Source organism: Microcoleus sp. Pol1C5, from assembly GCF_036701115.1.
In the GTDB taxonomy this organism is placed as follows: domain Bacteria; phylum Cyanobacteriota; class Cyanobacteriia; order Cyanobacteriales; family Microcoleaceae; genus Microcoleus.
This window is the reverse complement of the sequence record NZ_JAUBQE010000074.1, coordinates 1-25,868: the sequence shown is the minus strand read 5'-3', so window position 1 is coordinate 25,868 and position 25,868 is coordinate 1. Positions and strand designations below refer to the sequence as shown.

The following is a 25,868-nucleotide window of genomic DNA, read 5'->3' as shown; positions in this document are numbered from 1 at the left end:
TGCACGATCTGTTCGATCGCCCTATCCCCTAAGCCTTGCTGTATAAACCTTTTAGCTAATTATTCAGCAAGCCCTACATAGGGCTTGCTGAATAAAGAGAAAAACGAGATGTTTTATGGATTTGTCAGCGCGGCTGGGGTGGTCAAATGCCATCATGGCTGGTAGGATGGCTCAAAACCAGTGCATCACCACCTGCGATCGTGTACCGAAAAGTCTCGCGGTGCCCCAAGCCCAGCAGAGTTTGAACTCCCCAACGGGTGCGCGTTGGCAGCAGATAATCGTTGGGGGAGCATCTCATATTTGTAAAAACACTTGTTCTGACTCCTTCTTTCTGAGTCTTTCCTACTGGCTCCTGTCTCCTGCTTCCAATTCCTACCTTGAGTGCTTTCATTGAGATGCTCCCTCAGCTTTGTGGGGTATCACTCTTTTTTAGGAGCTAGTTTGCGGATACGAGACGATGCTGGTGCCAAATTCAAATATTCATTTTTATCTTCAACAACTGAGGCTCTAGATGCTGGATACTTCTTGCGTTTAGGGGCATGATTCGCAACTGTACCCAAGCATGGTATGCCAAAATTTTCTAATTGACTGAAAACTTTTTGAACTACGGAAAAGGGAACCTGCTTAATTGCTACAACCATCAATATGCCATCGGTGCGCGCAGCTAAAAAATTCGTATCTTTACTGTCAACGAGGGACGGCGTATCGTAGATAACTAAGTCAAATTTTGCCTGAAGTTCTTCCATTAAATACTGCATCCCAGATGATGCCAGCCGTCGGGCAGTACCAGGACCAGGGAGACCGGCAGTTAATACAAAAAGATTATCTGTTAGATGCGATCGTTGGATAATTTCATTGGGTTCGTTTTTATGGTCGAGCAAGTTGCTCAATCCCTTGACATTAGGCAGTTCCAGCAGCAAGTGCACGCTGGGCGAATGCAAATTCGCGTCTACTAACAGCACTCGCTGACCCGCCAGGGCTGCCACGTGAGCTAAGTTTAAAGCAACGGTAGATTTTCCTTCGCCAACTGTAGCCGAACCAACTGCCAAAGAGCTAATCGTTCGATTGGAAGAAAGAAAGCGGATATTAGTATAAAGAGAGTCAAAAGCTTCTATAAATTCCGCAGCATTTTTCTTATTACCCTCTTTTCCTTCCAGATAAGCATAGGCATTAGCAATAGAAGGCGGCAATTTTCTAGCATTTTTGTCCAGAGGAATTGCTCCCAATAAAGGTGCTTCAACCGCATCTTTAACGTCATCAGCACAGTAGAAAATATTGCGGAACTTTTCAATAAGGATAGCAGCTCCCAGACCCAAAACTAGCGCTCCAACAACTGCCATCATTAATTTGTTTTTAGCTTTCGAGGCAACTGTAATCAGGTTGCCCTTCTCATCTCGCGGTATGCCTGGTTCAGAAATTATTTCCCAAGGTACTTGGCTTTGAGCTGCTTGGACGCGCAGAGTTTCCCGCTGACTTAAAAGTTGATCGCGGGTGCGGGCGGCTACTTCTAATTGCTGTTGCAGTTCGTTGTAGCGGCGGGCTATGGTGGGGAATTCTGTTGCTTGTCGGTTTAAATTATTTTTAGTTTGGGTGATTGCTTGAAGGCGAGCTTCTAAAACTTCAACTTGGTTAGCAGTATCCACCAATTGTTTAATCAAGCCTATACGAATAGAATTTTGAAAATTCTGAACTTTAGAATTAGCTTGGGTGCCTACTAAGTTTTGCCCCAAAATTCTTTCAGTTTGCTGGTTGAGCAAAGCTACTAAATTTGCCCGCTTGCGCTCTAAAGCTTCCACTATAGGGTTAGCCGATTTAAAACGAGCTGTTTCTACAGCAATCTGACCTTCTACTTCCTTAACCTTGGTCAGCAACTCTTTATATTGAGGTTCTTCGCTTAAAGCTGAAGCGGCAATAGCTTCATTTGGTGTAAAATCTAATTGTTTTTGCAAGTTAGCGTACAGCGTTTTTTGTTCTTGCAGTAGCCTTTGAGTTTCTAACTCTAAAGTTTCTACGGTACGAACTTGCTCGATTAATTGCGCGCCTTGTTCTTTAGGATCGGTAATCTTTTGCTGCTGCTGTATCACCTGTAACTCCGATTTCAGGTCGTTGACGCGCTTATTGAGTCCCGGAAGCTGGTCTTCAATAAATTTAACACCTTCACCAATCCGAGTCTTGCGTTCATCAAGACTGTACTTTAAATATTTCTTTTTAGTTTCTTGTAAAACGAACTCAATTAATTTAGGGTCATCCCCCATGAAGCGAACTTGCAAAATTTTAGTGAGTGTCATCTGATCTTCTCCCATCCGCAAAACAATTAATTCTTTTTCAAGAATCTTTTCTGTAACTTTTGGATATCGTTTTTGGACTTGTTTGGCAATAGCAGAAAGCATCTGAGGACTCTTGAGAATTTCAAGTTGAGTTGCGTAGTCCAAACTAAAAAAATCTCGATTAGGTACTCCTCCCCCCTCGCTGCGATTGGCTAGGGCAGCGGGGTCAGCAATTCTTGCCTCCGTTGTCACGGGTTCCACTAGCATCCGAAAATCGCCTTGATATGTTTTCTTGCCTCCCTGGATCTGATAAACAGCTCCAGCGCCCACTAGACCTATAATCCCAATAATGATGAGGGCTTGTCGCTGAAAAGTCCTCAACAACGGTTTTACATTCAATCCTTTCTGAGGCTGCGCGCTTAACTCTTCTCCCTCGTCAACGGAAAATTGCTGCACCTGTCGGCTCTGGTTGCTAATGGGTACGATATGAGCGTCCTGTTCTCTTTCCATGTTGACCTCTTGGATATTGTGTGGGTAAAATCAGCTTTCTTCTGCGAGCCTTCGGGTTGATACTTTGAGTATTGGCTTAAGGATATCACACGAAATTATTGGTTGGTCGAGCCCACTTCCTTCTAATAGTTCTCACTCTTTTCACATAGTATACAAAAATAACTAAATCCCTATGCTATGCCCGCGGCAAAAGTTCTTTTACAACTGCTGGATAGTTATATCAGACTGCATTTGAGTCTGCTGCGTTGTGCTTGTATTTAGGGTTTCCGGGCGAGGAAGCCAACTTTTTCAGGTGTCGCTCAGCTTCGCGACAGGGAACTCAATAACTTTACTAAACTTTTACAATTGACCCTAACACCTCAGCCGCCGCTTGTGGTGGTATTGGTTTTTCTTCTATGCCATTTTTCGGTTCGCAGTCAACGGCAGAAGCATATGTTAACTTACTCCTTAACTGACAGGCTAAAATTTGGCATTTTCTATGTAGATATAATTAGTAACATTCAGCAAATTTTTGGAACGGCAACTAATCGAATCAATTTCCGAGAAAAATCTCTCTCTTCTCTTAATTATAAACTTTTTGAGTAGCTGGGTGACTTTTGAAGTTAATCGGCTTACTCATCCTCCTCATTATATCACACACTACTCTCAACAGTGTGCAACCGACATAAAATTTAATAATTTGTTTTTTCAAGATCGATCGACATCTCGAACAACTCAAGCCTTGTCGGTTTTTCTACCGGTGCGGATGGTGCTGCGCTATTTATGCTTTTTAGTATAAAAACTAGGTTTTTGGGTTCGGGGGCTATTACTAAAACTATCGCTTTTATTCGCCCTCCGAGCAAGTTATAGCAATCCTTTCGGTAAACGCGCAACAGTTTTTTTTATTAACCGATGCAATAAGAAGATGACACATTGTTAAATAAAAAAAATAGTTCGCACCGCATGGGAGGATTGCTATAACTTGCTCGGATTAGCTATTGGTAGTTATTGTTTTTTGATTTTACTAATTACCAACTACTTTTTATTAGCGCTTACTGCTTTTGTGCTTTTCTTTCTCGAAGTTTCAACAAAATTTCTGCATGAACTTCGCGGGTTATGGGATAAAAATATGTGAGAATCATGCCAGCTATTAAAGCAATTGTGGGCAGCGGTCCGATCGCAACTCGAATCGCAAACAGTGCAGACTCTGGCTGTACGGGTGCAGGCTGTCCCGGAACTGTAGATAGAAATCCAGCTCCTTCTAATGCTTGGCCTACCAACCACAAACCTCCTGCCAATCCGATTTTTTGCAGCAGTACCATAAACGAATAGAAAACGCCTTCGCGTCTTTCTCCTGTTTGCAGTTCGTCGAGTTCGATCACATCCGGTATCATCGACCAAGGTATTAAATAAGCCGTGGAAACTCCGACACCTGCCATGACTGCTAATAGGTACATCTGCAATACTTGTCCTGGTTGGAGGAAAAACAGTCCAGCTTGGGCAATAATCCACAAACTCATGCCCATAAAATATACGGCTTTTTTGCCGTATCTCTCGCTGACTTTACTCCAAACAAATAGCATGATTAATGCAGTGCCTTGAACTGCGATCGCCACCAAGCTAAAAACGTACTGGGGCTGTTGCATCCAATTAACAACAAAGTAGGGAATAATAGTAGCAGTCAACTGCACTCCCAGCCAAGAAAAAAGATAAATTCCAATTACGTACAAAAAAGGGCGATTGCTAAATGCAATCTGCAACTGTTCTTTCAGTGGCAAGGATGTAGAATTATCTAGTTCGGCGTTTTCTAATAGTTGGGCTGCGACGTGCTTGCGAGTTCCCAAAACGCACCAGTACAAAGGCAAGACAGAGATAACTGCACAGATTGCACCTAATACTAAATATTGTTGATTCGGGTTCTTGTCAAATACAGCAAAGATAATTAGAGCTAAGATTAATGAAAAGATGCTGCCGCCAATTGAGAAAGCAAACCGAAAACTATTAAGGCTAGTGCGTTCGTTGTAGTCTTGAGTAAGTTCTGGAGTCAGGGCCGTGTAGGGAAGATTCACAGCCGTGTAGGCGGTGTTGAACAAAATGCTGATCGCAACATAGTACCAAAATAACACTGTGTGATCCGTGCTAGGTACAATCCACTGCAATAAGAAGAATATACCGAAGGGAATTCCACCATATATTATCCAAGGATATCGGCGGCCCCAAGGGTGAGAAGTGCGATCGCTCAAAACCCCCACAATCGGGTCATTTATGGCATCCCAAACCTTGCCAACTACCAAAATATTGCTGGCTAAGCCGGCAGGTAAACCAGCGACATTTGTAAAGAAAACTAGGAGGTAAAATGCTAAAACATTAGCGGTAATTGCCGGGCCGAGGTCGCCGGCACCGTAAGCTAATTTTGTTGAGAAACTGAGTTTTTGTGTTGTGGGATTGGTGGCGGCTGGTTGAGGCGGGGAAGTGTTGCTCATAAACTTGGATTTCGGGATTTTTTGGCAGTCACAGTCTTTCCAGTAGGAGTATAACTCATGCTACGCTCTAATACTAAGTTTTTTGTAGCGATCGGGACGACCCAGAAGATTTGGTAATTTATAATTGGGTAATTGGTAATTGATAGGTGGGTGGGGCAAGGTTTAGGCGATTATTTGTCTTAGGCAATTATTCTTAGTAAAACCTGCCCCTACTTAAGGAAACAGTTGCGAAATCTGAACTTCTATTTCTGGAAATGCCAGCATTGACAAAACATCATCTTCATTAAATACTGTTTCTTGTCGGTAGTTTGCCTCGCCTGGTTCGCGAAAAACATAAACTTGCCGCGTGTTAACATCAAGTATCCAATAATCAGTAATTCCCGCCTTAGCATAAGCAAATGCTTTTCGCTTGCAGTCTGTTTCTAAGGTGGTATCAGCTATTTCTACTAATAAGAAAATGTTGGCGGGTGCGGGATGAAAATCTTGGTACAGCCGGGGGTCGATTTGCACTACAGCAATATCCGGTTCTGGTTCTGAATTATAACTTAGAGCGATCGGGTCTTGAATGCGAATTAAAGCAAGTCCTGCCAGCAGATTTCTGAGATAGTCGGCTGCACAGAGGTTAGTGGCTGCGTGGGGAGTATTTTTTGCACTTATTGAGATAATTTGCCAGTCAATTAATTCGACTCGTTCATCGGGATTGAGAATGCCTGTTTCGGTCATGCGGCGATATTCCTCTACAGTCCACAAGCGTAAATCTGTTACAGTAATGGCACAATTTCCTGGGGCGATATTATCTATTATCAATTCACATTCTAGTTTTTATTGAATTACTCGGTCAACAATCTAGATTTAGCTGTAATTGCTCCCACACACCACAAAATAGCATTGATAATTTCCGATCGCTGAATATCTTCTGCGTCTAAAAAACTTGCAAACTCTTCCTCAATATTCAAATGGTCTGCAAAATCATAAAGTATGCGCTTGTATTCAGTTGGCATCGGTATTAAAGTAGCTTTCACTAAATCGAAAAGCGCGTTCAAACAGTTGAGGATAGTAGCTGACTCGTCAAAATCTTCGGCATCGAGCAAGTACAGCGTTTCTGCAATGTCGCAAATAGCGTCTATTTGTGTGGGTGGCTTTCCCACTTCACTGACATCGATATTGCACAATTGGAGAGCGTTAATCGCTAGTTCTGGACGGGTAAAAAATACAAGTTGACCGCCGGCTACTAAGGGCGGCTCTTGTTCTCCATAGACAATTAGAGTATATAGATTTGGTATTTCGGTGCCGGGGTCGATCCGGAAACCGAACAGCCACAACAATTTTTCTGTATTGGGGTTTGCTGTTTGCAGTGTTGTTGGGAAAATTTTGGGTTCTGACATAAATTTTTAATCCTTATAATACGCTGTTAAACTCGGTTTATAGGCAAAATCTGGGTTTTAGTGATAAATCTATAAATAAACCGGGTTGATTAAGGTAAGAAGGCGTAACTTTTGTTTATAAATTTTGCTGGATTATGTCGCAGCACTCAGCGACAGTTGCTCTTTTTTCCATTGCTGCTACTAGGGCTTCGTAAGCTGATTTGTGGCTTTCGATTAGGTTTTTTGCTCGCAGCAAACCCCAGTTTTGTTTGAGTTGAATTTCTGAATTGGGACGGCGCAGTTGTGTTAAAATTGCACTAATTTTTGTGCGGTCTTCTGCTCCTCCTTCTGCACTGCCGTAAACAAATTTTTCGGCGACTATTCCGGCCATCCACACTGTGCAGTATTGGTCTAAAAGTTGAGCGGAAAGAGTGCCACTTTGGAGTTGAGATGCTAATTGTTCGTCTTCAAATCGGACGCCGCCTTGGGCTGTTTGACCTTGTTTGAAAGCTTCCCAAGCGTTGAGGGCGTAGCTGGTTACGGGAATTCCTAACAGGTGGGCGACTAAGAAGTGTCCGGCTTCGTGGTGAAGGATACGATCGCGCTTTTGTTTGGAAGTTCCCCCCAGCCAATCTAATAAAATTGTACCCCCTTGACCTTGCCACTGGAAACTGTCGAGAGTAGCTAGCCCCAACAGGCAAAAAGTGGCGATCGCAGGTACGGCTTCTGGCAGGTTGAATAGGGGCCCTAACAATATTGAAACGGTGATGGCAAAGATAGAAATAGCGATAATATTCAAAGAAGTGTCTTTCATAATTGGGAATGGGTAACTGGGAATTGGTAATGGGTAATTTGTAATAGGGAATTGGTAATGAGAAGTGGTTTTAGAGGTAAACTCAGGTACGATCGCGCGATCGGTTTGGCAGCGTCGGGTCGATCTCCGCGCCCCCGACTTCCGACAAAAACTCCACCTTCCAGTTTGACTGAAAAATGTCGCTCCCAAGCCACCGATCTTAAAAAGATATTAAAATAAATCAAAGTCAAGTAAAAGTGTTAGTGGAATCCTTCATGTCAGTTTTGGCAGCGATCGCAGTTTTAGGTATCTTGATTGTCGTTCACGAACTCGGCCACTTCCTGGCGGCGAGACTTCAACACATCCACGTCAACCGGTTCTCTATCGGTTTTGGGCCTATCCTCTGGAAGTACCAAGGTCCGGAAACTGAATATGCCCTCCGCGCCTTTCCCCTGGGAGGTTTCGTGGGTTTCCCGGACGACGATCCAGACAGTACAATTCCCCCAAATGACCCCAATTTGCTCAAAAATCGCCCCGTGCTCGATCGGGCGATCGTCATTAGTGCAGGGGTAATTGCCAACTTAATTTTTGCTTATTTCCTGCTGGTGGTGCAATTGACAACTGTCGGCGCTGCAGAAATGAACTACCTACCGGGAGTTAAAGTCCCGGAAGTCGCCGCAGAAGTCAGTTCGGCGGCGAAACAAGCGGGAATTCGATCGGGCGACGTTGTTCTGTCTGTTGACGGCAAGGAATTGGGCGCTTCCCGCGAAGCAATCAAATTATTGGTCACTGAAATCCAAGATCATCCCAACCAACCCCTAGCGTTGGAAATTCAGCGCCAAGAACAAAAATTTGTGGTGACAGTAACTCCTGAAGAGTCGCCCGACGGCAAAGGTCGCATTGGCGTGCAGCTAACTTCTAACGGCACTGTCGTGCGGCAGAGGGCAGGAATTGTAGAGGCGTTTAGCAAGGCAGCCAAAGAATTTGAGCGGATTGTGCTGCTGACTGTTCAAGGTTTTGGGCAGTTACTTAGCAATTTCAGCCAAACTGCCGACAAGTTGTCAGGGCCGGTGGCGATTGTGGCGATTGGTGCAGGGATTGCTAAATCGGATGCTGCGAGTTTGTTTCAGTATGCGGTGTTAATTAGCGTCAATTTGGCTGTGATTAATATCTTGCCTTTACCTGCTTTGGACGGCGGCCAGCTAGCTTTTTTGTTAATCGAGGGACTCCGGGGTAAACCTTTACCGAACCGGATTCAGGAAAATGTGATGCAGACTGGTTTGGTGTTGTTGCTGGGTTTGGGAATTTTCTTGATTATTAGGGATACAGCTAATTTGGCTGGGTTCGATTTGATGGGCAATTTTCGGCAACAGTAAATTAAGGAATTGGGAATTGGGGAAAATTTAAAAGTATTAATTTTTTCTAATTCTCCGCCTTTTTTATTCTCGTATTTACCCAATGGGTAAGGTGCGCACTGCGCACCCTACATTTAGATTATGTGTGCCAATTTTCCCAATGGGTAAGATGTACAGTGCCAGCCCTTGATTTACATTAATGACTCGAAATAAGTTAAGTTTAAAACAACGATCGCTCGAAATTCTGATTCGCCTCAAACGCCTCTATCCAGAAGCTCCTTGTACTCTCAACTACGAAACTCCCGTGCAGTTGCTGGTGGCGACGATTCTCTCGGCTCAGTGTACGGACGATCGAGTAAATTTGGTAACGCCGGCTTTGTTTGAGCGTTTTCCCGATGCGGTTGCTTTGGCAAATGCTGATATAGAAGAACTCGAAAGTCTCGTGCGATCGACTGGTTTCTACCGGAATAAGTCTAAAAATATTAAAGGTGCTTGTCAGGCGATCGTCAATAAATTTAACAATCAAGTGCCGCAGCGGATGGAACTGCTGCTAGAATTGCCCGGAGTTGCCCGCAAAACAGCTAATGTCGTTCTCGCTCACGCTTTTGGTATTAATATGGGCGTGACGGTAGACACTCACGTAAAACGTTTGACTCAGCGGTTGGGATTGACCGAACATAGCGATCCTACAAGGATCGAGCGGGATTTGATGATATTGTTGCCGCAGCCGGATTGGGAAAATTGGTCGATTCGGTTGGTTTATCACGGCAGGGCAGTTTGTAATGCGAGAAATCCGGCTTGCAATATTTGCGAACTTGCAGATTTGTGTCCTTCTGCTAATATTTCCTAGGGTGCGTCAGCTCGAATTAGAGCAACTGTCGATCGCACAATATGAACTTACGGACTCTACAAATCAGATCAGTTGTTGTGTGGAAATAAAAATATTTAAAACTAAAGTTATCCAAAAAGACAAAAATATAGTAAAATAGTAGATTGTGATTTATCTAAGGATATCAACAGATTATGGCTAAGAAGAGCATGGTCGAGCGCGAGAAAAAGCGCCAGAGACTCGTAGACAAGTACGCCGACAAGCGGGAAGACCTGAAAGACCAGTTTGACCAAGCTAACAATCAGATGGACAAAATGGCGATTCACCGCCAACTACAACAGCTACCCCGCAGCAGTTCGCGGACTCGCTTGCGGAACCGCTGCTGGGCAACAGGACGGCCCAGAGGTTACTATCGTGACTTCGGACTGTCTCGCAACATGATGCGAGAAATGGCTCACGAAGGTCTTTTGCCCGGTGTTGTGAAGTCTAGCTGGTAGCACGAAGGAAGAAGGAAGAAGGAAGAAGGAAGAAAGAAGGAAAAAACTCACAATTAATCGGCAGGATTATGTTTGGGGTTGATTTTTGTTTCAGACTTATGAGTTAAATTTTCCTCCTTCTTGCTTCACTGGCCGCAGCATTTATCGATGCCGAGACTTTCGAGTAACAAGTCGCTGACGGCATTGGCGATCGCAAATTCGCCGTAGAAGCTTTTAGAAAAATCATAGGCCTGCATTTCGGTGACGATCGCAATTACGAGGCTGCCCACGTCATTTTCGCCTTCCATGCGCTGGCGGACATAGATTTGGGCAGCTCTTTTAGCTATTTGCTGGTTGGCTGCTTCTGGGATAAACTCGGAGTCTAGCCATGCCAGCAGCGTTTGTTGGAGCCATTGGCCTTCTTGTTCGGGGTTTTTGGCGGGGGGTAAGGTAATAGGTTCAATGATTTCAGACATGATTATTCCTAATTGCTAATGTTGACTTTGAAAAGTTAACTGAGAAATGACAACTGATAAATATATGCAATATGATATACCGACAATTATACAAGGATACGCGCAAGGCTATTTCTTGATGGCCAATGACGGCGAGGAAAGTTTGGGGTGGTATTCGAGCCGGCAGCGGGCGCTGATTCCCCTGGATGAAAGATTTACCTATCCGAAATCCCTGCGTCGCCAAATCAATCAAAATCGATTTTCGGTGGCTGTAAACCGCGATTTTGGGGCGGTGGTTGAGGGTTGTGCCGATCGCGAAACGACTTGGATTTCTAAGGAACTCAAGAAGATTTACTGGGCTTTGTATGAGGCCGGTTGGGCTTACAGCTTCGAGACTTGGTGCGGCGACGAATTGGCGGGCGGTATTTTAGGATTGTCGATCGGCGGTGCGTTTATTGGGGAGTCGATGTTTTACCGAATTCCCGAGGGTTCTAAGGTGGCGATGGTGAAGTTGGTGGAGAGATTGCGCGATCGATCTTATCTACTTTTCGACGCTCAAATGAACAATCCGCACTTGGAAAGATTCGGCGCTTATACTGTTAAAGAAAAACTGTACAACACTCTTTTGCAAGCAGCTTTGAAGCGCCGTTGCTCACTATTTTGAAAGCTTTGAGCTAATACCGAAAGGCCGCCAGGGAATGAATTCCACGGGGCTTTTAGCTAAAGTCCTCGCTATGAGGACTAAATGAGTTCTTCAGTCCTCTTGAGAGGACTTTAGCTTTGAGGCAGGGAATTCATTCCCTGCCGGACTGCCGGACTCAACGAAAGACTGTTAAATTGACACTAATGGACATTGCCATGTCCTTGCCCGTAGCTAAAATTTTCAGCCCCGGTATAATGTTGAATATTCAAGTCGATCGAGAAAAAAGCAATGATAGTAGATCCACTCAGCGCGGGTTTGGTTTGGTTATTGGTCGGCCCTATTTTGCAAGACTTGGCTAAAGCAGCTTTAGACGACTACGTTAAAGATTTTTTTAAAAGTTTTATTAAAGATGTTGAAGGAATTGCTAAAAAGCCCTTCGCTCAAAATGCTGTTCGCGATGCCCTCAAAGCCTTTATTATATTGTTTGAGCAGGAATTAGAGCGGTCGCAGTTAGATAAACAACAGATTCAGCAATATCTGCAACCTTTAAAACAATTTATTAAACAACCTCCAGTGCGGCAAGCTTTAGGAAGTGCGTTTCAAAGAAATTGTCGGGTTTTAAATACTGCTATCTTAGCTCAGTCTTGGCAAACTTTGACCTTACAACATCGGGTGCGCCGGAATTTACCCACGTTGACTCGAATCGTACCTTCTAATTTTTTTAATGAGGGGCCCGTTGCCTCGCTTCCCGATGCGTTTAGTTGGGAACGAGTGGCAGAAAACTATCTGGAAAGTGCTAAATCAATTAGAGAGCAAAATGCGGAACTACGAGAAATTCTAACTGCTCAAAATTTGGACGGCATCTTGGGACGTTTGACAGATAGTGGCCCTATTCCGGCTGATTTTAACTTAGAAAGTTATCAAGAAGGACTGCGAGAAAAATATCAATATTTGGATTTAGGTAATTTAGATACTAGGTCTGGAGAATACGAACGACAACTGACAGTTAGAGAAATATTTATTCCCCAAAATGCGCGATCGTGTCAGGAATATTTGCCGAAAGATTATGAATTACCCAAGGAGATTCAAAAGCTATTGCGGGAACGGGGAGACATTGCCGCCGAAGTCCGTCCAGAAGATTTGGCACGCTACCAGCAAGCTTACACTCAACAGCAAGCTGACTCGGTTTTGAAAGTAATTGATGATGTCAATTACCCTTATCTAGTCATTCTCGGCGATCCGGGTTCAGGCAAATCAACGCTCTTAAAATATCTGGCGCTTCAGTGGGCAAAACAGTCTCCAAATCAGTTGTCATCTCAACGGATTCACTTACTGATTGAATTGCGAAAGTACAACCGCAGTAGAGATGAAAAAGAATGCAATAATTTTCTAGAGTTTATGGAGCGCGGTTCTAGTTGGATCGGGCATTTAAACAAATTTATTTTGCACGAATGGCTGCAAGCTGGCCGTGCTGTTGTCATGTTTGACGGGCTAGATGAAGTCTTTGAGGTGCAAAAACGCAATCGTATTGTTGACCAAATCCATAATTTCACTCAAAAATATCCAACGGTAAAAGTGATTGTCACTTCTCGCGTGATTGGCTACCAGCAGCAACGGCTGAAAAATGCCGAATTTCATCATTTCATGCTGCAAGATTTTGAAGCGGAACAAATTAAAGATTTTATCCATAAGTGGCACGAATTGACGTTTACAGACCGCTTGAAAAAAGCTGCAAGTTTAGAACGATTGGATAAAGCCATTGGGGAATCGAGGGCGATTCAAGAGTTAGCTGGAAATCCGCTGTTGCTGACGATGATGGCAATTCTGAATCGCAATCAAAAGTTACCGCGCTTTCGAGCTAAACTCTATGAAGAAGCTTCAAAAGTGCTGCTGCATAAATGGGATTTTGAGGTAAAAGAAGAGCTAAGAAATGACAAAATTGATCCTAGTTCAATAGATGAAGAAGTCAAACAAAGTATCTGCAGGCGAATTGCCTACAAAATGCAGTCGAGTGGCAAAGGATTAGCCGGAAATATTATTAGTCGCGATGATTTGCGGCAAACTATAGCGGAATCTTTGAGCGGGTTGATGGGAATTGAGCCAACTGCTTGTGCTAAGTTGATGGTAAAGCAACTGCGGGAGCGCAATTTTATTTTGTGCTTCTTGGGTGGATACAATGAGGATTATTTTGCTTTTGTCCATCGCACGTTTTTGGAATATTTTTGTGCTTGGGAGTTTGTGTGGCAATTTAAGGAACTAAAAACGCTTGAAATAGATGATTTGATTCAAATCTTTCGGGAACACTGGCGAGATGAGTCTTGGCAGGAAGTGTTACGTTTAATGGCGGGAATGCTGGATGCTAAATTTACAGGTGACATCCTGGAATACCTGATGGGTGAAAATGGGGAAGCGGAAAAGTTTAGTAATCTGTTTTTGGCGGCGAAGTGTTTGGATGAAGTGAGGAAGAGAAATACTATTCATGGAATTGCTAGTCAATTGCGCGAGCGAGTTAAAGAGTTAACTAAATACGAAAATATAACTCGTTTTACACCTCAACAAGATAACCCCATACGCCTAGTTTATCAAATTCGCAGACAAGCAGTAGCAGCAATTGCAGCCACTTGGAAAGATGACCCAGAAACCTTACCCATTCTCAAACAACTGGCTGAATCAGACGATAATTGGTATGTGCGACAAGCAGCAGTAGAAGAATTAGCGCGGGGGTTGAAAGATGACCCAGAAACCTTACCCATTCTCAAACAACGGGCTCAATCAGACGATGATTCGCCTGTGCGACGTGCAGCAGTTCAAGAATTAGCACGGGGGTGGAAAGATGACCCAGAAACCTTACCTATTCTCAAACAACGCGCTCAATCAGACGATGATGGGGATGTGCGACGTGCAGCAGTACAAGAATTAGCACGGAGGTGGAAAGATGACCCAGAAACCTTACCTTGGCTCAAACAACTGGCTCAATCAGACGATGATGGGGATGTGCGACAAGCAGTAGTACAAGAATTAGCACGGGGGTGGAAAGATGACCCAGAAACCTTACCCATTCTCAAAGAACGCGCTCAATCAGACGATTATTGGCCTGTGCGATATGCAGCAGTAGAAGAATTAGCACGGGGGTGGAAAGATGACCCCGAATTATTTGAGTTATTGTGCGAGGTTGCTATCAATGACCCCTTCGATCATCGCGGCAAGAACCGTTGGCGTAACCCGCGGCAAACAGCTCTTGCAGCTATGATTGAGTTATATCACGATCGCCCTCAAACTTTAGAAATCCTCCGCGATCGCGCTCAGAACGATTCTGACTACATTTTCCGCGAATTTGCCCAGAAAAAATTGGCATAATTAGAACGCCAATAAGCGATATATTCGATCGCAGATCGCCATTTTTTCTAATTTTAGGAGTCCTTGGGTGGGGGCGGGTTTATGATATTATGGGTTTTAAACATAGATGGTTGGTAAAACCAGCCCAGACAAAATTATCAATTACCAATGATAAAGAGCGGGTTGAACAATATCTATGTTGGGGCGGGTTTCACCAACAATAATTGCCTAAAACCAATAATCTGGTAAACCCGCCCCCACCCGATGACCAATTAAAAGGTACATTGCTATGCGCTCCAGATAGCATTTAAGCCGGAATAAATGCTAAGAAACCCGGTCGATCGTAGAAATCAGGTTTCTGGGAATTGGGGTTATTTATGCTTTTAGGACTTACGCATCAAGACCAAAGAAACCGGGTTTTTTGCCGTTTGGCCGACTGTAACCAAGTATGCTCGTAAAAACCCAGTTTCTGACCACCCGTGCGTAAGTCTTATTCTTTTCAGGGCGAACCGGGATATTTGGTCGATCGCGCCCCAGCTAAAATTACATATACTACAATATATAATACAGAGATTTGAGCCAAAATCCTTGGAGCTCAGAAAAATCAGAATCGAAGCCCCTTGAATGTGTAAAAATACTGAAGCAAACATTACTAAACCCTGCACGGAGCAATTGTTGTGGATTCCAGATATAACCCCCAATCCATAGAAGAAAAATGGCAGCAGACATGGGCTGAGCAAAACTTAGACCAGATGCCAGAAGATACGCAAAAGCCTAAATTTTATGCCTTATCCATGTTCCCCTATCCGTCGGGAAACCTGCACATGGGCCACGTCCGCAACTACACAATCATCGATGTAATTGCCAGACTCAAGCGAATGCAAGGTTATCGGGTATTGAATCCGATGGGATGGGACGCTTTTGGTTTGCCCGCAGAAAATGCAGCCATCGAGCGAGGAATTCCCCCTGCACAATGGACTTATCAAAACATTGCCCAAATGAAAGGCTTATTTCGCCGCCTGGGTATTTCTTTCGACTGGACAAAAGAAGTTACAACTTGTTCTCCCGATTATTATCGGTGGACTCAATGGATTTTCTTGCAATTTTTAGAAGCCGGATTAGCATATCAAAAAGAAGCCGCAGTTAATTGGGACCCCATAGACCAAACAGTCTTAGCAAACGAACAAGTAGATAACGAAGGTCGTTCCTGGCGTTCCGGTGCCAAAGTCGAGCGCAAATTATTGCGGCAGTGGTTCCTCAAAATTACCGATTACGCCGAACAGTTATTAAACGACTTAGACAAATTGCCAGATTGGCCAGAAAGAGTCAAATTAATGCAAGCCAACTGGATCGGCAAATCAGTCGGCGCTTACTTAGAATTTCCGATTGTCGGAATGGATGAAAAAATCGCCGTTTTCACCACACGTCCCGATACAGTTTACGGTGTCAGTTACGTTGTTTTAGCACCGGAACATCCACTAACTAAGCGCGTGACAACCGCAGACAGAAAAGCCGCCGTAGAAACCTTCATCAAAGAAGTCGCCGCCCAAAGCGAGATCGATCGCACAGCCGAAGACAAACCCAAGCGCGGCATCCCCACAGGTGGCAAAGCAATCAATCCTTTCAACGGCGAAGAAATCCCCATTTGGATTGCCGATTATGTGCTGTACGAATACGGCACCGGCGCAGTCATGGGAGTACCCGCCCACGACACGCGAGATTTCAAATTTGCCAATCAATATCAACTGCCAATTAAAGTAGTAATTGTGGATGATGATGAAGTTCCGCTGACGGAAGCTTACACAGAACCAGGAATTATGATTAATTCCGAAAACTTCAACGGCATGGATTCAATTAAAGGCAAAGCAGCAATTATTCACCATGCCGAAAATGAAGGTTATGGCAAAGCCCGAATCCAATACCGCTTGAGAGATTGGTTGATTTCTAGACAGCGTTATTGGGGCGCTCCGATTCCCGTAATTCACTGTCCCACCTGCGGCACAGTAGCCGTCCCTCAATCGGATTTGCCCGTATTGTTGCCGGAAAATGTAGAATTTACGGGCAAAGGTTCGCCATTGGCAAAGATGGAAGAATGGGTAAACGTTCCTTGTCCGAGTTGCGGCACTCCGGCGAAGCGGGAAACAGATACGATGGATACTTTTATCGATTCTTCGTGGTATTTCTTGCGCTATCCCGATGCTCAAAATCAAGAGCAAGTCTTCGATACGGCGAAAACTAATGATTGGATGCCTGTAGACCAATATGTAGGCGGCATCGAACACGCAATCTTGCACTTACTGTATTCGCGGTTCTTTACCAAGGTTTTGCGCGATCGGGGTTTGATCGATTGTGACGAACCATTTAAACGCCTGTTAACTCAAGGCATGGTGCAAGCAATGGCATACAAAAACCCCGTTACTGGCAAATACGTTCCCCCAGCAGATATAGACCCCGCAAATCCAAAAGATCCTGAAACTGGTGAAGCTTTAGAAGTCTTCTATGAGAAGATGTCAAAATCCAAATATAACGGCGTTGACCCCTTGCAAGTTATGGGAAAATATGGGGTAGATACGGCGCGGATGTTTATTTTATTCAAAGCACCGCCCGAGAAGGATTTGGAGTGGGATGATGCTGATGTTGAAGGGCAGTTTCGCTTTTTAAATCGCGTTTGGCGCGTGGTGACCGAGTTTACTGCACGCCCCCCGGCCACCCCCGGTCAAGGGGTAGAAAATGCTGAATTAAGTAAAATTGAGAAGGATTTGCGGCGGGCAATTCACACTGCAATTAAGGCAGTGAGCGAAGATTTGGAGGGCGATTATCAGTTCAATACTGCTGTTTCTGAAATGATGAAACTCAGCAATGCTTTGAATGATGCTAAGTGTAAAGATTCGCCAATTTATGCAGAAGGAATTAACACTTTGATTCGCTTGTTAGCCCCTTTTGCACCGCATATTGCTGATGAATTGTGGCACAATACTGGTAACAGTGAATCGGTGCATACGCAAAATTGGCCGACTGTCGATCCATCTGCATTAGTTACCGATGAAATTACGCTGGTAATTCAAGTTATGGGCAAAACTCGCGGCACAATTCAAGTGCCTTCTGGTGCTGATAAAGCTGCTTTGGAAAACTTTGCTCGCGAGTCGGAATTAGCCAAGCGTCACCTAGAAGGTAAGGAGATTAAAAAGGTAATTGTGGTGCCTGGAAAATTGGTTAATTTCGTGGTAGCTGGATAAAGATGAGAAACCCGGTTTCTTCAATAAACCGGGTTTTTAATACTTGAAGTTAAGAATTAGCCCTGCCAAAAATGAGCAAGCTAAACAAAACCAAAAAACGTTTTTTGAGAGGGCTATTGTGTTTAGGAAAACTTTGGGCGATCGTCTACATTGCTTCCTGTATACTCTTGTTTTTTCTGCAAACTCGTTTGATCTTTCAGCCAACACCTACAATCGGCAAAACACCAGATGCTTTTAACATCGCTTACCAAGAAGTTTGGTTGCCAGTTAAGGGTCGATCGCGCAAAATTGAAAAACTTCACGGTTGGTGGCTGCCCGCCGCAAACCGACAATCATTAGGAACTTTATTGTACCTGCACGGCAGGGGTTTGAACATCGGTGCGAATATCGCTCAATCTTACCGCTTTCGGCAATTGGGTTTTTCTGTATTGCTGATTGATTACCGGGGTTACGGCCGCAGTCAAGGCAGCTTTCCCAGCGAATATCGGCTATATGAAGATGCGGAAACCGCTTATAATTATTTAGTTAAGCAGCGGCAACTGTTGCCTAGCCAAATTTTATTTTATGGTCATTCAATGGGAGGTGCTGTTGCTATTGAGTTAGCAATAAGGCATCCAGAAGCTGCTGGTTTGATTGTCCACAATTCGTTTACTTCTATGGTGGATATGGTATAAAATAATGCTTATATGCGATTTTTTCCGGTGCGGTTGTTGCTGACGCAAAGGTTTGATTCTATTGCTAAGGTTAAATCACTGCGAATGCCGATTTTGTTTGTTCACGGGATTGCCGATTCTTTTGTTCCTGCTACTATGAGCAAAAAGTTATATGCTAGTTCTCCTGAATATAAAAAAATTTTGCTAGTTCCTAATGCTAGGCACAATAATGGAGATGCTTTTTTTAATAATCCCGAATATCGCCAAACTATTGTGGATTTTGCCGAAAAAGTAATCGATCGAAAAAAACTATGACTTACGCACTCCGCCTTCATAACCGGGTTTTTCACCGCATCTGCTGGTGACAACAAAGTATTTTCGTAAAAAACCAGGTTTCCGATCGCCCATGCGTAAGTCTTATTTAATTGTTAGTTTCAAAAAGCAATTGCACGATCGCTCCGCATTCCAATTTTAAGACAGATTGAGCGCTGCCGCCATTAACGGCAATTTCTACCCAACCGTCAGAACCAGTTATGGCAATTAAATCGCCCGGTTCGCTGTCGCTGTAGGTTTTACCGCTGGGGATGCGAATTGCATCAGAACTCTTGCTAATTGTCAATGACCAATTGTTACCTATAATGAAATCATTGGGAATATTAGTAATTAGATTGCCGAAGCGATCGACATATTGAATGCAGCCTTCTATACCTGTGGCTGTAACGGCACAATTTGGTATCTCTAACTCCACTAAACTTGCAGGGTCGATCGCATCTCCCAACTCTTCCAACGCCACCCCGTTGGCCAAGTGAGCGCCCGCTGCAGCGAAAATATCGCGACCGTGAAAAGTGCTGCTGGGTTGAGGTGTGCGCCAGTATTTGGGGTTGGTGAGATCGACAGATGCGATCGCACTTTCCCGACTCAACACCCCGCTAAACAACCCGTTATCGGGCCCCACCAGAAAGCAATTAGCACATTTAATCGCAACCCCGCGTCTCTTGCTTCCCACACCCGGATCGACGACAGCAACGTGTACGGTTTCCGGCGGAAAATAAGCAAAAGCAGTCATCAAACAAAACCTCGCCGCCGCAATATTTTGAGATGGTATTTGGTGCGTAATGTCAATGACTTTTAACTGCGGGTTAATTTGGGCGATCGCACCTTTCATCACTCCCACATAAACATCGCTTAATCCAAAATCCGTCAGCAGAGTTATAATTCTATTTTTAGACATATATCCAAAGGTAAGAATATGGTAGCGCAGTGGGAAAATTTTCTGCAAAACTTAGGAGAATGGCACGGTTCCTTCACTCAGCTATCAACGCGAGGAGAGGTACTTCAAGATACTCCTAGCATTATTTCTCTCGAAGGTTTCAATGACAACAAAACAGTGCGATTGAAACTCCGTCGCTTTTCCCCAAATCCTAACGGTATCGGCGAACCAGAAGTGAGCGAACTTGTTCGAGAATATCAGGGTTTGGGACGGGATATCCTATTTTTTGAGAATGGAGCTTTTTCTCAGGGTACTATTCAACTAGCGCCTTATTCTGAGTCTGGTGCCGAGTTTGGTTTTATCTACAATTATCGCCGGTTGCGCTTCGTTCAGCTATACAATACCGGCGGCAATTTATCAAACCTTACCTTAATTCGGGAAAAACAGCCGGATAAAAATGTCCCCGAACGTCCGCCTTTAACTGTTGAAGCTTTGGTGGGAGAATGGCAGGGCGAGGCGGTGACAATGTATCCAGATTCGCGTTCTCCTGACTTTTATTCTACCAAACTGCAATTGCATTTGGAAAGTAGCGATCGCCTAGTAAACAAAATCACTTTTGGCAGTAATGCTACTGTTATCAGTTCTAGCGCCAGCATTGACGGTTCAGTTCTGCACTTTAACGAAGGTGCTTCGCCCGTGCAAGTTTTGCTGCTTCCTGACGGCGGTTCTTGCACTTTACCTGTCAAGATTGAATTGAGAAAACCTCTATTTTTCGAGGCCGGTTGGTTGGTAGAACCTGACTTGCGGTTTCGGATGATTCGCAGTTACAATGAGCGGGGTGAATGGGTAAGTTTGACTTTAGTTACTGAACGCAAAGTTAGTCATTGATTAGTATGAGCTAGTTCACAAACACTCTTTAATTTCCACCCATAATCTACATAAACCCGCCCCCATTTAGGGCGGACAAAAGTTTATGTATCTGCGAGTTTTATTCGCCGGACTTTGTTTCCTGCGTTTGCGATTGAATCACCGCACTCCAGTCATCATTATTAACAGCCGCTTCCAAATCCTTAGCGCGTTCGCCGTCACTTTGGGCGGCAGTTTCTAATTCTTTGGTAAGACTGGAATCTGCCATTGCTTTACGTAATTTCAGCTTCTTTTCCTCATAAGCTTTTTGTTCCTCCGCAGACATTGCCGATCGCGCCGCTTGGCCTACTGTACTCGCCCACATTTCGCTTTCAGCACCGTTTCCAGGCGGAATGCTGCCAATTTCTGCTATCCAAGCATCCCGCAAACTTTCCATTTCTTCCCGCTTCGGGAATTTGAAAGTTTGCACGCGCAGGAAAGCACAATTTTCGGCGCCATTTTGGGCGATGTGACCGTTGATTGAAAGCAGGATATTTCGCGAATAACCGATAAACTGAGTGTTGCGGGAAGTGTCCATTACAGCGTAAACGCCGGCGACTTTCGCGTTAGTTGCCAAATCGCGCCATGTATCGATCGCCATTACTTGCGTGCCGTCATTTTCTAATGCCGGAGTTGCAGCAACGGCGCTATGTTCTGAGTCGGAACTGTATAAAAAGTTGTGCAGTCCTTCATGGGCGACAGGTACGTTTTGATGTTCTATTGCTACGTCTCGATCGGCATTCACTTGATTAGCTTCCATAAAACCCAATTCCTCAAAAAATGTCAACTTTACTCATTCAATCCCACTTTCAGGGGCGGGCTTTCCGGCCCACCCCACAATAAAGTTCTGTTTGTGGAACAGGCCGGAAAGCCTGTTCTATTGTTTTTTTTGCCCTTATATACTTAACTTGCGGCAATTTGTTGCAATTCCTCGTCAGTCAATTTAACTTCGAGCGCCCCCACAGAGTCCTCAATACTCGATACTTTGGTCGCACCGGGAATCGGAATGATGCAGGGCGATTGAGCCATTAACCAAGCTAATACTATACAGTAAACTGAAACGTTTTTTTCTGCGGCTAATTTGGCGATCGCGGGTATATCTTGCAAGCTGGTGACGCGGCGGCTTCCTCCCAAAGGACTCCAGGGAAAAAATGTCAGTTTTTCGGTTTCGCAATATTCCAGAACGCCGTCTGATTCCGGCTGTCTGTGCCACGGATTGTACTGATTCTGTACAGAGACAATTTCTACTGTATCGCGGGCGCGTTTGATCTGCTCTACCGAAAAGTTGGACACTCCAATAAATCGAATCATTCCTGCTTCTACTGCTTCTTTTGCGGGTGCTAGGGCTGCTTCGATGGTATAAGCGGGATCGGGCGAGTGATATTGCCAAAGGTCGATCGGTTTCTCGCCGCCCAACGCTTCAAAACTTTCGCGAATGGTTTGGCGCAAATGATGGGGATTGCCGTTGCGCGTCCATGCACCTTGAGGCCGCATTAAGCCGCCTTTAGTGGCGACAGTAACAGCCCGAGTATCTCCGGTGTACTGTTCCAAAGCTTTGGCAATCAGTTGCTCGTTGTGGTGTTTGTCGGATTCATCTTGGCAGTAGGAATCTGCGGTGTCAATTAGGGTGACACCCAAATCGAGGGCGCGGTGAATTACCGCAATTGATTGCGATTCTGGCGGCCGGCTGCTTAAGGACATTGGCATACCTCCAAGACCGATCGCGCTGATAGTAAAATTACTGTTACCCAGTTTTTTTCTTTTCATTGGTTTGCCTTCGTTTGCGTGGTTTATTTCCAGTTTACCTTTCAAGGATAAGTTGAAGTCTTAAATCTATTTAACTATCTAAGTAAGTAGAAAAACAAATTTAGATACGCTGTTGGGCCTTTAAAATATATATTTCAATTCCCTCTTACCCACGTGTCAAATCTTCTCCTTCTCAAACATAATAGACAATCTAGATGTGCAGCAGCTTACCTACCTACTTAACTAGCTGGAAGCGCTGGTGTAAAAGCGGAGTGCAAATTGCCAGAAGTAGCGGGAGAAAAATAACAGCCCGATCGCCAATATTCCCGCCCCTGCGATCCAAACGATTTCACCTCTCCCCAGCATGGCTTCTGCTGGCACAGTCGTCAAGAAGGCAACGGGAACTACGAAAGTGAAGAAAAATCGATAAGCAGCGGGATAAGCTGCCATTGGAAATCTACCCGCTTCTAACAATCCTCTGAGGACTTCGGTAACATTGTAAATTTTGACAAACCAAATGCTGGTGGCCCCTAACATAAACCATATACTGTAAAGAGTAATAGTTCCGAATAACAGCGGTATTGCTGTTAAAAAATAGTTGCCGATTTCTAGTCCCAACTTGTTAGCAGCATACAGCAGCAATACCGTGCCGAAGATTAAATCTGGGATTCCCCAAGGCGAAACTGTGTTTACAGATAGCCAAAATTGGGAACTGATGGGTTTGAGGAGTACGAAATCGAGAGTACCTTGCTGGACTCGATCGACAATACGGCTGAGATTAGGTGCTAGAAAGGTTGACGAAAACCCCTGCAAAATCGTGAAAATACCGAGTACAACTAAAGCCTCTTCCCATGAATAGCCGGCAAACGTGTAGTCGGTACGGTAGAACAAAAACAGCCCAAACAAGCTGCCTGCAAGATTTCCGAGGCTGCTGAGGGTCGCGAGGACAAAGTTGATTCGGTATTCTAGTTCCGCTGCGATCGCCGCACCCCAGAACAATTTTAGTACGTGCAAATATCGTCCCATGTTTGTCGCCATTTTTTGCCCTCTAAATACTTAAATTTCCATATTTTAAAGGTTGTGTGAAGTTAACTGCTGTATGGGCGGCTCATTTAACTATAACTTTAAAGTATTGATACCGCTTACTTAAGGAATTTTACTCACAAAAAATATTAAGTTATTTAACAATATTTAAACAAAAATTACAAATATTAATTTAAGTCAATATTAAACCCATATATTTTGGCAATTATTAAGCATAATTCATGTTTTAATACAAAAAAGCGCTTAATTGATTGGAAATACTAATATGTTACAACTCTTAAAATTATAAATATTTCAAAAACATCTAGCCATACCCAAAGGGAACACTTAGGATGGGGCATACGTACTTAAAAGCAATACGTAATCAGCGATGCGTAATTATACGTACACAAGAGGGTGCTAGAAATTGACTTAACTAACAACACGTAAGGAAAAAAAGACATGGATGCTTTAACATTATCGAGACTGGGCGTCAAGCACACCAAGAGTGCAGTGGCCGAATCGCTGCGGATCAATACAGGATACGACGTGACGAGCCCCGTAACTTTTTACGGAATCGTCAATGAGCGTTGCAATGTTAAATGTCGCCAGTGCGAGTATTGGCGGCTTAAAGAATATAAAGACGAAATGACGATCGAAGAATGGCAAAATGCCCTCTTGAGCGTCAAAGAATTTGTGGGCGAATTTTCAATCAACTTTAGTGGCGGCGAACCTTATATTAAAAAAGGTTTTCTAGACTTGCTGGCCTTTGCGAATAAAAATGGCATTCACGCCGGCGTCACCACCAACGGCTATTGCATGACCAGGGAAAACGCAGCCAAAACAGTCGCTGCTCGTCCTTTTAATGTGAATATCTCAGTTGACGGGCCGAATGCAGAACTGCACGATTATTTGCGAGGTCAACCGGGATTGTTCGACAGACTTTCTAAAGGAATCGGTTATCTGCGCGAAGAACAAGAAAAACAGAACGTCCTGTTTCCGATCAACATCAAACCGACAATGAACCGACTCAATTTCCGCCACCTCCCGGAAATAGTCACTTGGGCTCAGGGAATTGGGGCGACGACGGTGAACTTCCAACCAGTCAACCGCTGGACGCCAGAAACATACGAGGAATTGTGGATTGAAAAAGAAGACATTGAGGAATTTTCACAGGTAATCGAGCGCCTAATTGAAATGAAGCATAACGGTGCTCCGATTATGAACAGCGATGAAGTGTTGCGATTGATGATTCCTCACTTTGCGGAAGAAAAAGCTCCTGATTCAACTCGTCCTTGTCGCGTTGGACTGCGGAATTACTGGATTGATACGCGCGGTGATGTGAAATTGTGCGATGAGTTTCCCGTGATTGGTAATGTGAAAAACGCCAGCGCCCGCGAGATTTGGTACGGCGAAAAAGCTCAGGAAGTCCGCCGCGATACTTTGAATTGTGGCAAGCTTTGTCTGATTACTTGTGTCTCGCAAAAAACGATTTTGGATAAGGTGAAAATGGGGATGAAATTATTAAAAAATTGAGGTTTGAGCAGTGTTAATATTGCTTGTCTTCATGGTGACCGGGTTTGAGCAGAAACCCGGTTTTTTGTTTGATGAATTGTATTCCCGTTCGGTTTTGCTAAAGGACAGGGCAATGCCGTTTTCTTACGAATACACTGTTTTGTATCAGTCCTAGGGTGGGTGAAGGTGAAAAATGACTGCACGGCAGCCCTTTACTATTGACTGTCACGCACCGCTTTACCTGGGCAATATTTTTCTTACCAGTGGCAGGATTCTGGGGGATATTTTTCTCGCCAGTGGCAGGATACCCCGTATCAGCAGGCCGAATATTAAACCGCAAAGCAAATTCCAGATAATCGTCGCCGTGAAGGGATGAAGGGGGAGGGAAAAATCGGGTTGCCATTTAAGGGGTGTATCTTTGATTAGGGGATAGCTGGTCCAAAAGATTTGTCCGCCTCCGATCGCAGTTCCGACAAAAAAAATGATATTCTCAAGTTGGCGAGCTCGCTTTTACTCTTTGTCTTCGTTCTTCCTGCCGATTTCCATTTGTTCTTGAGCGCGATCTTTCTGCTCTTGTTCCTTTTGCTTGTATAATTCTATTTGTTCGCGATCGCGCTAACGTTCCCTCTCTTCCTGTTCCCGGTTCAATTTCCACCATCCCGCGAATTGTGGATAGTGTCTCCTAGAACAAATCTTGATTGGCTATTAGGTAGTTTAAGTATTTTTCAACTTGGTTTTGATATTTGCGCGATCGCAAACTCAGGAACTTCGGCAAAAACACAATTTGCCGGCTTCAATGGAAAAACTTTTGATTTTAGGATAACTTTCGATATAATAATTTTCCGCATTAATATCAACAGTATTGCTGTCTCCTCGCAACTGCGGCAATTCTTTAGCACAATCAAATACTTGGCTTCGGATTTCAACTAACAATCGCTTTAACTTCGCGAGTTAAATTTCTCGATTTGGTTCCGCTTCTATTTGAGTGAATTCTGGCAGCTTTCTTTATAATTAGGGTTTGCTGAAAAAGTTATAAAAAGCAGGGGGTGGAAAATGAACAAGAGGCCCGTCTTCCTCACATAATAAGCC

Annotated in this window: 21 protein-coding genes; 10 read left to right on the top strand and 11 right to left on the bottom strand. The window is 44.1% G+C overall.

Annotated features, from left to right (window positions below):
* Positions 1-142: 142 nt before the first annotated feature.
* The 6 genes from QUA23_RS28285 to QUA23_RS28260 all read right to left on the bottom strand — a co-directional run bounded on the left by QUA23_RS28285 (position 143) and on the right by QUA23_RS28260 (position 7,417).
* A complete protein-coding gene (locus QUA23_RS28285; protein ID WP_333079156.1) occupies positions 143-391 on the bottom strand; it encodes a hypothetical protein in 249 nt (82 codons plus the stop codon).
* Positions 392-419: 28 nt separating this feature from the next.
* Entirely contained in the window at positions 420-2,777 is a 2,358-nt protein-coding gene (locus QUA23_RS28280) for a polysaccharide biosynthesis tyrosine autokinase (RefSeq protein WP_333079157.1), read from the bottom strand.
* 1,031 nt (positions 2,778-3,808) lie between these two features.
* Positions 3,809-5,239 carry an MFS transporter gene (locus QUA23_RS28275; protein ID WP_333079158.1) on the bottom strand — a complete coding sequence of 477 codons (1,431 nt, stop codon included), beginning with the start codon at positions 5,237-5,239 and terminating at the stop codon, positions 3,809-3,811.
* 213 nt (positions 5,240-5,452) lie between these two features.
* On the bottom strand, positions 5,453-6,046 hold the full coding sequence (locus tag QUA23_RS28270) for a Uma2 family endonuclease (RefSeq protein WP_333079159.1): 594 nt from the start codon (positions 6,044-6,046) through the stop codon (positions 5,453-5,455).
* Between the two features lie 23 nt (positions 6,047-6,069).
* The gene (locus QUA23_RS28265; protein WP_333079160.1) at positions 6,070-6,624 is read right to left on the bottom strand and encodes a hypothetical protein; all 555 of its coding nucleotides are present in this window, start codon (positions 6,622-6,624) and stop codon (positions 6,070-6,072) included.
* A gap of 115 nt (positions 6,625-6,739) precedes the next feature.
* On the bottom strand, positions 6,740-7,417 hold the full coding sequence (locus QUA23_RS28260; protein WP_333079161.1) for an ATP-dependent Zn protease: 678 nt from the start codon (positions 7,415-7,417) through the stop codon (positions 6,740-6,742).
* A 254-nt stretch (positions 7,418-7,671) separates the two neighbouring features.
* Between QUA23_RS28260 and rseP the strand changes: the two genes are divergently transcribed.
* The 3 genes from rseP to rpsN all read left to right on the top strand — a co-directional run bounded on the left by rseP (position 7,672) and on the right by rpsN (position 10,077).
* Positions 7,672-8,772, top strand: a complete 1,101-nt coding sequence (gene rseP, locus QUA23_RS28255) for an RIP metalloprotease RseP (protein ID WP_333079162.1) — start codon at positions 7,672-7,674, stop codon at positions 8,770-8,772.
* A gap of 178 nt (positions 8,773-8,950) precedes the next feature.
* A complete protein-coding gene (nth, locus tag QUA23_RS28250) occupies positions 8,951-9,601 on the top strand; it encodes an endonuclease III (RefSeq protein WP_333079163.1) in 651 nt (216 codons plus the stop codon).
* Positions 9,602-9,774: 173 nt separating this feature from the next.
* Positions 9,775-10,077 (top strand): 30S ribosomal protein S14, encoded by a 303-nt coding sequence (gene rpsN, locus QUA23_RS28245; RefSeq protein ID WP_006633844.1) that lies wholly within the window; start codon positions 9,775-9,777, stop codon positions 10,075-10,077.
* A 125-nt stretch (positions 10,078-10,202) separates the two neighbouring features.
* Here the strand turns inward: rpsN and QUA23_RS28240 are convergent, their stop codons facing one another.
* Positions 10,203-10,532, bottom strand: a complete 330-nt coding sequence (locus tag QUA23_RS28240) for a hypothetical protein (RefSeq protein WP_332980099.1) — start codon at positions 10,530-10,532, stop codon at positions 10,203-10,205.
* Between the two features lie 46 nt (positions 10,533-10,578).
* Between QUA23_RS28240 and aat the strand changes: the two genes are divergently transcribed.
* The 5 genes from aat (at position 10,579) to QUA23_RS28215 (ending at position 18,694) form a co-directional block, all read left to right on the top strand.
* Positions 10,579-11,175, top strand: coding sequence for a leucyl/phenylalanyl-tRNA--protein transferase (gene aat / locus QUA23_RS28235; RefSeq protein WP_445242200.1), 597 nt, complete (start codon positions 10,579-10,581; stop codon positions 11,173-11,175).
* Positions 11,176-11,442: 267 nt separating this feature from the next.
* A complete protein-coding gene (locus tag QUA23_RS28230) occupies positions 11,443-14,511 on the top strand; it encodes a HEAT repeat domain-containing protein (RefSeq protein WP_333079164.1) in 3,069 nt (1,022 codons plus the stop codon).
* A 656-nt stretch (positions 14,512-15,167) separates the two neighbouring features.
* Positions 15,168-17,726 carry a leucine--tRNA ligase gene (leuS, locus tag QUA23_RS28225; RefSeq protein WP_333079165.1) on the top strand — a complete coding sequence of 853 codons (2,559 nt, stop codon included), beginning with the start codon at positions 15,168-15,170 and terminating at the stop codon, positions 17,724-17,726.
* A gap of 71 nt (positions 17,727-17,797) precedes the next feature.
* Positions 17,798-18,400 (top strand): alpha/beta fold hydrolase, encoded by a 603-nt coding sequence (locus tag QUA23_RS28220; RefSeq protein WP_333079166.1) that lies wholly within the window; start codon positions 17,798-17,800, stop codon positions 18,398-18,400.
* Between the two features lie 12 nt (positions 18,401-18,412).
* On the top strand, positions 18,413-18,694 hold the full coding sequence (locus QUA23_RS28215) for an alpha/beta hydrolase (RefSeq protein WP_333079167.1): 282 nt from the start codon (positions 18,413-18,415) through the stop codon (positions 18,692-18,694).
* A 106-nt stretch (positions 18,695-18,800) separates the two neighbouring features.
* Here QUA23_RS28215 and QUA23_RS28210 read toward each other — a convergent pair whose 3' ends face one another.
* Positions 18,801-19,610 (bottom strand): SAM-dependent chlorinase/fluorinase, encoded by an 810-nt coding sequence (locus tag QUA23_RS28210; protein ID WP_333079168.1) that lies wholly within the window; start codon positions 19,608-19,610, stop codon positions 18,801-18,803.
* A gap of 18 nt (positions 19,611-19,628) precedes the next feature.
* Between QUA23_RS28210 and QUA23_RS28205 the strand changes: the two genes are divergently transcribed.
* Positions 19,629-20,477 carry a DUF3598 family protein gene (locus QUA23_RS28205; protein WP_333079169.1) on the top strand — a complete coding sequence of 283 codons (849 nt, stop codon included), beginning with the start codon at positions 19,629-19,631 and terminating at the stop codon, positions 20,475-20,477.
* 100 nt (positions 20,478-20,577) lie between these two features.
* Here QUA23_RS28205 and QUA23_RS28200 read toward each other — a convergent pair whose 3' ends face one another.
* The 3 genes from QUA23_RS28200 to QUA23_RS28190 form a co-directional block, all read right to left on the bottom strand.
* Complete coding sequence (locus QUA23_RS28200) at positions 20,578-21,255, bottom strand: GIY-YIG nuclease family protein (RefSeq protein ID WP_333079171.1); 678 nt, start codon at positions 21,253-21,255, stop codon at positions 20,578-20,580.
* A gap of 143 nt (positions 21,256-21,398) precedes the next feature.
* Positions 21,399-22,262, bottom strand: a complete 864-nt coding sequence (locus QUA23_RS28195; RefSeq protein ID WP_333079172.1) for an aldo/keto reductase — start codon at positions 22,260-22,262, stop codon at positions 21,399-21,401.
* A gap of 222 nt (positions 22,263-22,484) precedes the next feature.
* Positions 22,485-23,279, bottom strand: coding sequence for an ABC transporter permease (locus tag QUA23_RS28190; protein ID WP_445243238.1), 795 nt, complete (start codon positions 23,277-23,279; stop codon positions 22,485-22,487).
* 447 nt (positions 23,280-23,726) lie between these two features.
* Here QUA23_RS28190 and QUA23_RS28185 point away from each other — a divergent pair, with 447 nt between their 5' ends.
* Positions 23,727-24,800, top strand: coding sequence for a radical SAM protein (locus QUA23_RS28185; RefSeq protein ID WP_333079174.1), 1,074 nt, complete (start codon positions 23,727-23,729; stop codon positions 24,798-24,800).
* Positions 24,801-25,868: the final 1,068 nt, after the last annotated feature.

What these genes read in the sequence shown, in the direction of transcription:
- QUA23_RS28285 (WP_333079156.1), bottom strand. Translation starts at nt 391, where the DNA reads ATGAAAGCACTCAAGGTAGGAATTGGAAGCAGGAGACAGGAGCCAGTA.
- QUA23_RS28280 (WP_333079157.1), bottom strand. Translation starts at nt 2,777, where the DNA reads ATGGAAAGAGAACAGGACGCTCATATCGTACCCATTAGCAACCAGAGC.
- QUA23_RS28275 (WP_333079158.1), bottom strand. Translation starts at nt 5,239, where the DNA reads ATGAGCAACACTTCCCCGCCTCAACCAGCCGCCACCAATCCCACAACA.
- QUA23_RS28265 (WP_333079160.1), bottom strand. Translation starts at nt 6,624, where the DNA reads ATGTCAGAACCCAAAATTTTCCCAACAACACTGCAAACAGCAAACCCC.
- QUA23_RS28260 (WP_333079161.1), bottom strand. Translation starts at nt 7,417, where the DNA reads ATGAAAGACACTTCTTTGAATATTATCGCTATTTCTATCTTTGCCATC.
- rseP (WP_333079162.1), top strand. Translation starts at nt 7,672, where the DNA reads ATGTCAGTTTTGGCAGCGATCGCAGTTTTAGGTATCTTGATTGTCGTT.
- nth (WP_333079163.1), top strand. Translation starts at nt 8,951, where the DNA reads ATGACTCGAAATAAGTTAAGTTTAAAACAACGATCGCTCGAAATTCTG.
- rpsN (WP_006633844.1), top strand. Translation starts at nt 9,775, where the DNA reads ATGGCTAAGAAGAGCATGGTCGAGCGCGAGAAAAAGCGCCAGAGACTC.
- QUA23_RS28240 (WP_332980099.1), bottom strand. Translation starts at nt 10,532, where the DNA reads ATGTCTGAAATCATTGAACCTATTACCTTACCCCCCGCCAAAAACCCC.
- aat (WP_445242200.1), top strand. Translation starts at nt 10,579, where the DNA reads ATGACAACTGATAAATATATGCAATATGATATACCGACAATTATACAA.
- QUA23_RS28230 (WP_333079164.1), top strand. Translation starts at nt 11,443, where the DNA reads ATGATAGTAGATCCACTCAGCGCGGGTTTGGTTTGGTTATTGGTCGGC.
- QUA23_RS28220 (WP_333079166.1), top strand. Translation starts at nt 17,798, where the DNA reads ATGAGCAAGCTAAACAAAACCAAAAAACGTTTTTTGAGAGGGCTATTG.
- QUA23_RS28215 (WP_333079167.1), top strand. Translation starts at nt 18,413, where the DNA reads ATGCGATTTTTTCCGGTGCGGTTGTTGCTGACGCAAAGGTTTGATTCT.
- QUA23_RS28210 (WP_333079168.1), bottom strand. Translation starts at nt 19,610, where the DNA reads ATGTCTAAAAATAGAATTATAACTCTGCTGACGGATTTTGGATTAAGC.
- QUA23_RS28205 (WP_333079169.1), top strand. Translation starts at nt 19,629, where the DNA reads ATGGTAGCGCAGTGGGAAAATTTTCTGCAAAACTTAGGAGAATGGCAC.
- QUA23_RS28200 (WP_333079171.1), bottom strand. Translation starts at nt 21,255, where the DNA reads ATGGAAGCTAATCAAGTGAATGCCGATCGAGACGTAGCAATAGAACAT.
- QUA23_RS28195 (WP_333079172.1), bottom strand. Translation starts at nt 22,262, where the DNA reads ATGAAAAGAAAAAAACTGGGTAACAGTAATTTTACTATCAGCGCGATC.
- QUA23_RS28190 (WP_445243238.1), bottom strand. Translation starts at nt 23,279, where the DNA reads ATGGCGACAAACATGGGACGATATTTGCACGTACTAAAATTGTTCTGG.
- QUA23_RS28185 (WP_333079174.1), top strand. Translation starts at nt 23,727, where the DNA reads ATGGATGCTTTAACATTATCGAGACTGGGCGTCAAGCACACCAAGAGT.